At 70.7% G+C, this 7,041-nt stretch carries 5 protein-coding genes; 2 read left to right on the top strand and 3 right to left on the bottom strand.

Annotation, left to right across the window (positions count from 1 at the left end):
* Positions 1-332: 332 nt before the first annotated feature.
* The 3 genes from ABT324_RS02575 to ABT324_RS02565 all read right to left on the bottom strand — a co-directional run bounded on the left by ABT324_RS02575 (position 333) and on the right by ABT324_RS02565 (position 4,217).
* Entirely contained in the window at positions 333-1,049 is a 717-nt protein-coding gene (locus ABT324_RS02575) for a response regulator (protein WP_351170409.1), read from the bottom strand.
* A gap of 2 nt (positions 1,050-1,051) precedes the next feature.
* Entirely contained in the window at positions 1,052-2,497 is a 1,446-nt protein-coding gene (locus ABT324_RS02570; protein WP_351170406.1) for an aldehyde dehydrogenase family protein, read from the bottom strand.
* A gap of 88 nt (positions 2,498-2,585) precedes the next feature.
* Positions 2,586-4,217: a sigma-54-dependent Fis family transcriptional regulator gene (locus ABT324_RS02565; protein WP_351170403.1), complete on the bottom strand. Its 1,632-nt coding sequence runs from the start codon at positions 4,215-4,217 to the stop codon at positions 2,586-2,588.
* Between the two features lie 146 nt (positions 4,218-4,363).
* Here ABT324_RS02565 and ABT324_RS02560 point away from each other — a divergent pair, with 146 nt between their 5' ends.
* Both ABT324_RS02560 and ABT324_RS02555 read left to right on the top strand, forming a co-directional pair.
* A complete protein-coding gene (locus tag ABT324_RS02560) occupies positions 4,364-5,539 on the top strand; it encodes a GAF domain-containing sensor histidine kinase (protein WP_351170400.1) in 1,176 nt (391 codons plus the stop codon).
* 110 nt (positions 5,540-5,649) lie between these two features.
* Positions 5,650-6,753 (top strand): NAD(P)-dependent alcohol dehydrogenase, encoded by a 1,104-nt coding sequence (locus ABT324_RS02555; protein WP_351170397.1) that lies wholly within the window; start codon positions 5,650-5,652, stop codon positions 6,751-6,753.
* Positions 6,754-7,041 lie beyond the last annotated feature (288 nt).

The following is a 7,041-nucleotide window of genomic DNA, read 5'->3' as shown; positions in this document are numbered from 1 at the left end:
CAGCCTAATCCGCTGCCGCTGCCGCTGCCGCTGCCGCTGCCGCCGGGTCACGTCCGGTGACCCGGCGGCAGCGGCCGGCACATAGACGGGCAGCGCACTCCGTCGACGTCGCGGACCTGGTCGGCGCAGCGGGATGCGGTGTGATCAGGTGCACCTCGCGGCAGGCCCGCGCTGTGAACCGCCGGACGGCCGGGCTGCGACCGGCTCGGCTCGGCCGTCACGAGTCCGAAAGTCCACTGTGCGAGGCCCACTGTGCACGACGTCGGCGCGAACGCGTTCCGGCCCGAGCTCTCCGCAGGGAGAACTCGGGCCGGGATCGGGTCAGCCGCGTCTCACAGCAGGCCGAGGTCGCGGGCCTTGGCGATGGCCTCGACCCGGTTGCGCGCTCCCAGTTTTCGGCAGGCGTTCTGCAGGTAGCTCTTGACGGTGTTGCGGGACAGGTACATGGCTTCGGCTATCTCCGGGTTGCTCTCGCCCACCGCCACCCGGCGCAGCACGTCGTACTCGCGGGCGGTGATCAGCGAGCCCCCGCGGTCGTCGCCGACGGGGTTGCCGCGGGCGGGCGGGCGCGGTGCGTCGCCCCGGGCCGCCGCGAGCACGGTGCCCACGATGTCGCTTCGGGCGGAGTCCTTGACCAGCACGCCCTGCGCTCCCGCGTCGATGGCCGACTGCACCGCCGCGTGCTCGGGGTAGGCGGTGAAGATGACCACTCGCACTCCCGGAACGACGCGGCGGAGTTCGGCGACGACCTCCGGGCCGAGCAGATCCCGCAACCGGAGGTCGAGCAGCACCACGTCCGGCCGCGTGGTGGCGGCGAGTTCGATCGCCTCCGCGCCCGAACCGGCAGCCCCCACCACCTTCACCGCCCGGCTGGCCGCCAGGAGCATGCCCGCTCCCTCGCGCACCACCGGGTGGTCGTCGACGACGAGCAGCCGGACCGGATCCCCGGGGCGCAGATTCCTGCTCGCTCGCCCTGGGGCGAGCCGGTCCGGACTCTGTTCCGGCAGGAGTGCGTCCCGCTTCGTTGAGCGTTCGATGCTCGTCGTCATGGTCACACCGCGTCCGCGACCTTGTTCAGCGTGATGGTCTGCCAGTTGGTGTACTCGATGAGGCCGTGCACTGAGTTCTCGCAGCCGATGCCGGACTGCTTGTGCCCGCCGAACGCCTGGAACGGCGAGTACTGGTGCACCTCGTTGAGCCACACCGTCCCGGCGTCGATCTGGCGTCCGATGCGCTCCACCGCCTCCAGGTCCTTGCCCCACACCGTGGCGCCGAGACCCCAGATGGTGTCGTTGGCGCGGGCCACGACGTCGTCCTCGTCGCGCCACTTGACCACCGGTAGGATCGGGCCGAACGGTTCCTCGCGCACCAGACGGGAGTCCTCCGGCGGGTTGTCCACGATGGTCACCGGCACGAACCAGCCGGGCGCGTCCTCGTCGAGCTCGCCGCCCAGCGCGAACCGGTGGCCGTTGTCGCGGCAGTCCTCGAAGTACTCGCGGACCTTCTGGTACTGCGGCTCGTTCTGGATGGGTCCGAGCCCGGTGTCCGGTTCGGCCCCGTCGCCGACCTTGATGGTCCGGGCGTAGGCGACGAGCGCGGCCAGCACCTCGTCGTAGACGTCCTCGTGGACGTAGAGGCGCTTCGCGGCGTTGCAGAACTGCGCGTTGTTCTGGAAGGCCGCCCAGAACAGCTGCGGAGCCACCTTCTCCGGGTCCACGTCCGGCAGCACGATCGCCGGGTCGTTGCCGCCCAGCTCCAGCGTGACGCGCTTGAGGGTTCCGGCCGCCGAGCGCATCACGTGCTTGCCGGTTTCGGTGTTGCCGGTGAAGGCGATCTTGTCGATGCCCTCGTGCGCGGTCATCGACCGGCCGAGGTCGTCGTCCCCGCTGACCACGCTGAACACCCCGGGCGGCAGCAGATCCTGCACCAGTTCGCCGAGCTTGAGCGTGCACAGCGGGGTGAACGGCGACGGCTTGACGATGATGCAGTTGCCGCTCAACAGCGCGGGCGCGATCTTCCAGATCGCGAGCAGCACCGGGAAGTTCCACGGCGTGATCGCGCCCACCACACCCAGCGGCGTGTACCGGGTCACCACCCGGCGCTGCGGGCCGTCCTCGATGACCTCCTCCGGCAGGGATTGTTCGGCCATCGCCTTCAACCAGGCCACCGACCCGCCGATCTCCCACTCGGCTCCGGCGCGCGGTTTGCCCTGCTCGGTGATCAGCAGCGACATGAACTCCTCGGCGTGGGCTTCCAGCCGCTCGCCGATGGCACGGACGACGGCCTGTCGCTTGTCCAGCGGGGTCGCGGCCCAGCCGGGGAACGCCTCGCGCGCCGTCGCCACGGCGTGGTCCAGCTGCTCGCGACTGGCCGCCGGGACCTGGGCGACGACCTTTCTGGTGGCCGGGTTGAAGACGTCCACCCGCGCCGCGGCGTCGGCTGACGTGCCGTTGATGGTCAACACGTAGTCGGTGGTGAAGTCGATCTGCGACGTCATCACGTCACCCTTCTAGTTCGATCGCTCACGGTTGGTGAACATCGTCGGGTGAATACGAGGTCGCCGATGTTCCGATCTGGAACACCTGTCACTCGATCGACAGAGCCCGGATGCGCCGGTAAAGGGTGGTGCGCCCGATTCCCAGTTCGGTCGCGGCGCGCACCTTGTTCCCGCCGTTGCGCTGGAGGGCGGAGCGGATGATGTCGCGCTCGGTTTCCTCCAGGGGCGACAGCCGCCGGTCCGGGCCCGGCGAGCGGTAGGCGGCGGGAAGGTCGGCCGGGGTGAGGTCGCCGGCGCCACGCCGTTCGGCGGCCATGCGCACCACGCTCGCCAGTTCGTGCAGGTTGCCGGGCCAGGTGTGCCGGGTCAGGCAGCGCAACGCGTCCGGTGTGAAGCGCAGCGGCGTGCCGGGATGGTGCTCGGCGAGCAACCGCGACACCATCGCCGGGATCTCCTGGCGGCGCAGCCGCAGCGGCGGCAGGTCGACGCGGTGCGGGCAGCGGGACAACAGGCGGGCGTGCTCCCGGTCCAGTTCTGCCACCGGCGGACCGGTCAGCACGACCTGACCGGTCGCGTGGTCGAGTGCGGAGAGCAGACCGAACACCGCGCTCTCCGGAAGCAGGTGCACGTTCTCGACCACCGTGAGCTGGTCGGCGACCCTCATTGACGCGGCGGCCCGCGTCAACCACGCGTGCACCCCGGTCTCCCCGAGGTACAGAGTGTCGTGCACGCGCACCGGCTTGCCGGCCGCGAACTCGCGTGCCGCCGTGGTGCGTCCGCTGCCGACTTCGCCGCAGACCAGCAGCGGCCCGCGCACCGTCCGGAAGTCGTCGAGCTGGTCCTGGACCCGGCCCGCCGACAGCCGTCGTCGTCGCGGGGCTCGTTGACCATCCACGGTGGAGAATTCGTAGAGCGCCGCTCCGCGCGCGCCGTCGATGGCGGTCCCGGTGACCAGAACCTCGGTTCCCGACGCGAGGACGAGCCGCCCGGCCCCGGTGCGCGCGGCCGAGCGCAGCGCGACGTAGTCGGCGGGGTCGAGCAGGTCGGTCGCGGCTGGGTTCGCCAGCGTCAACCCGTCGCCGAGCACGACCACCGGTGCCTCGGTGCGGGCCGTCCTGGACTGGTAGGCCGCGAGCATGCTCTTCTCGCTGTGGCGGCTCCCCTCCAGCAGGCGCTGTTCGATGTCCTGGGCGGCGCGCTGCAGGAACGGCCCGAGCAGTGGCGTGGCGTCGCGGACGTGGCCGGTGACGTCGAGCACGCCTTCGAGCCTGCCGGTGGTCGGGTGCCAGATGGGGTGCCCGTAGCAGCAGAACTGCTTGAGCGGCTCCAGGTAGTGCTCCTCCCCGGTCACGAAGACGCCGCGGCGGGTCTCGTAGGTGGTGGCCAGCGAGTTCGTGCCGGTGCTGTCCTCCGAGTACTGGCTACCGGGCACCGCGCGCACCTCGTCGAGTGCGTCCCCGAGCCGCGTCTGCTCGAACCGCCGCTCGACGATGCGGGACTGGCTGTCGGCGAGCAGCACGCTGAACCCGGTGTCTGCCAGCTGCGCGGCTACGGTGTCGAGCACTGGAGCCGCAGCGGCGACGAGTCGGCTCTGCCGGTCGACCTCTGCCTGCCGCACCCGGTGCAGCGGGGTGCCTGGGTCCAGCCCGCTGATCCGGGCCCGGTGCCAGGCGAGGCGGATCTCGGGACGCAGCGCGGTCTCACCGGATTCGGGCGACAAGGCTCCTCCTCCGCGGGTGGGCGGGTCGATCGTGTTCATAGAGGCAAAGGGTGGCCGCCGGAGCAACCCCCCATTCGGGGGTGGTTTCCGCCCGCCCCGCCGACGTACACCGTTAGGCAAGGACATCGGCGAGGGGAGAAGTCGACATGCGGGGGGACGAGCGGCACCAGGACCAGGTGCGCGAGAGCCTGGCGCGGCTGGCCGAACTGGACCGCTTGTACTCGGAGGCGGCGACCGCAGGTGGTCGCGCGCTGGCGATGCGGCAGTCGGTGGACCGGCTGCTGTCCGAAGAAGCGGAGTTCACCATCGCCTGGTTCGCCGTGCCCGACGAGGACGGCCGGCTGCGGATCAGGACGACCGGCGGCACGCGCACCGGACTGCTGGGCGACCTCGTGGTGTCCTGCGGCGCGGGTCTGACCGGGAAGGTCTTCGCCCGCGGCTCGGTGGAATGGGTCGACGAGTACTTTGGTTCGCAACTGATCACCCACGAATTCGACCACGAGATTGATTCGGAAGGTGTCGCCAGGCTCATCGCGGTCCCCGTAGTCCGCGACAGCCGGACGATCGGTGTCCTGTCGGCCGGGGTGAGGGTACCGGGCGCGTTCGGCAGCCGGGCCGTGGAGCGGATCGCGGCCGTGGCCAACAGCGCCGGGTTGGCCGCGTCGGTCGCCGAGCGCGAGCGGCGGGCCGCCGAGATCGCCGCCCACGAGGAGCGGCGGCGCATGGCGGTGGACCTGCACGACACCGTGGGGGCGATGCTGTTCGCGATCGGCGCCAGTGCCCGGAACATGCACGAGCACCTCGGTGACGACCGGCTGATGGTGCAGCGGCTGAACCGGATCGAGGAGCAAGCCGCGGAGGCCAGCCGGCTCCTGCGCGAGTCGCTGCGCGCTTTGCGCGCCTCGCCCACCGAACTGGCGCTGTCGGTGGCCCTGCAAGCCGACTGCCACGCCTTCGAGGAACGCTCCGGGGTCCACGCGCACCTGATCAGCCTCGGTGACCTGCCGGTGCTCCCGCAGCACCGCATCAACGTCCTGCTCGCCGCGGTCCGCGAGGCGCTGCTGAACGTGGAGAAGCACGCGCACGCGACGTCGGTGGCGGTCAGCGTGTCCGTCAACGACGGACTGCTCAGCGTCGCCGTGACCGACGACGGCGTGGGCGTACCGCGGTCCTTCGACCCGCTGACCGAGGCGGCGACGTCGGAGTCGGACGGGATGGGGCTGCGCGGCGTCGCCGAGTCCCTCGCGCGCCTCGGCGGAACGCTCCAGATCCGGACCAACGCCGACGGCGGAACGGTCTGGCGGGCGCGGTTGCCCGTGTGACGCCTGCGAAACCCCCCAGCTGGAGGTGCTCGTTGAGCTGCTCAGTGGATCATGCTGCGACCAGTCGCCACACATGGCTCGTGCAGGAACATCACGGAAAGGACTGTTCAATGCAGACCACCGCAGCAGTGCTTCGCGAAACCGGCAACCCGTTGGTCCTGGAGGACGTGGAGATCGAGCAGCCCCGAGCCGGGGAGGTCCTGGTCCGCATGGTCGGAGTCGGGGTCTGCCACACCGACCTCGGCGTGATCGCGACCGCGGCCCCGGAGCAGCTGCCCGTCGTGCTCGGGCACGAGGGCTCCGGTGTCGTGGAAGCCGTGGGCGAGGGAGTCACCTCGGTAACCCCCGGTGACCACGTGGTGCTGAGCTACAACTCCTGCCACGACTGCGACCACTGCGCCCGCGGGATCAACGTGCACTGCCGCAACTTCGTCCCGCTGAACCTCGTCGGCGCCCGCCTGGACGGGTCATCGCCGCTGAGCTGCGGCGACGAGAAGGTCTTCGGGCACTTCTTCGGCCAGTCGTCCTTCGCGCGGCACGCCATCGCCAGCGAGAACAACACCGTCAAGGTCGGCCGGAACCTGCCGCTGGAGCTGCTCGGGCCGCTCGGCTGCGGGGTGCAGACCGGCGCCGGCGCGGTGCTGAACTCGCTGGCCCCCGAGGAGGGGTCGAGCATCGTGGTGTTCGCCGCCGGGTCGGTCGGGCTCAGCGCGATCATGGCGGCTGTGGTCGCGGGCTGCTCCACCATCATCGCGGTGGACCCGAAGGAGAGCCGGCGGGAGCTGGCGACCCAGTTCGGGGCCACCCACACCGTCGACCCGCAAGCCGTGGACCCGGTCGAGGCGATCCGCGAGATCACCGGCGGCACCGGCGCCCGCTACTCCGTCGACTGCATCGGCCTGCCGCAGGTGGTGCGGCAGGCGCTGGAGTGCCTCCAGTCGTACGGCGTGTGCGCCACGGTCGGTTTCCAGGGCATGAACAACGAGGTGACGATCGACCAAGGGCACCTGCTGTTCGGCCGGTCGCTGGTCGGTGTCATCGAGGGTGACGCGGTGCCCGGCGAATTCATCCCGCACATGATCGAGCTGTACCTGCAGGGCCGCTTCCCGTTCGACAAGCTCATCAGCACCTTCAGCTTCGAGCAGATCAACGAGGCGATCGACGCCGCCCACCACGGCGAGGTCGCCAAGGCGGTCCTCACCTTCGACTCCTGACCGGCGTCGTCCTTCCCGCGCTCCGACGGGAGGATCGCCGCCGCGAACGGTCTTCCACATCCGAGAGTGCGGGGAGTTCCGCGACCAGACGTGCGCCGTTCCGCATTCGGGGCACGTCTGGTCGCCCCTTCTTCAACGGGCACCGAATCCCGCCGGATGTGCCGGAACAGCCGACACGACGCGGTCGCGCGGCCCGAATTCCGTCCTCTGCGGACTCAGCTCGCGCCGCGCGGAGCGGTGCTGGCGGGCAAGCGAGGAATCTCCCTGCATTTTGCGGATCGGGCGCCC

The organism is Saccharopolyspora sp. NPDC000359 (genome assembly GCF_040300525.1).
GTDB lineage: Bacteria > Actinomycetota > Actinomycetes > Mycobacteriales > Pseudonocardiaceae > Saccharopolyspora.
The sequence above is the reverse complement of the archived record's forward strand: the minus strand, read 5'-3'. Positions and strand labels throughout refer to the sequence as shown.

Excerpts from the sequence above, each read along its gene's own strand:
- ABT324_RS02575 (WP_351170409.1), bottom strand. The coding sequence starts at position 1,049 with ATGACGACGAGCATCGAACGCTCAACGAAGCGGGACGCACTCCTGCCG.
- ABT324_RS02570 (WP_351170406.1), bottom strand. The coding sequence starts at position 2,497 with ATGACGTCGCAGATCGACTTCACCACCGACTACGTGTTGACCATCAAC.
- ABT324_RS02560 (WP_351170400.1), top strand. The coding sequence starts at position 4,364 with ATGCGGGGGGACGAGCGGCACCAGGACCAGGTGCGCGAGAGCCTGGCG.
- ABT324_RS02555 (WP_351170397.1), top strand. The coding sequence starts at position 5,650 with ATGCAGACCACCGCAGCAGTGCTTCGCGAAACCGGCAACCCGTTGGTC.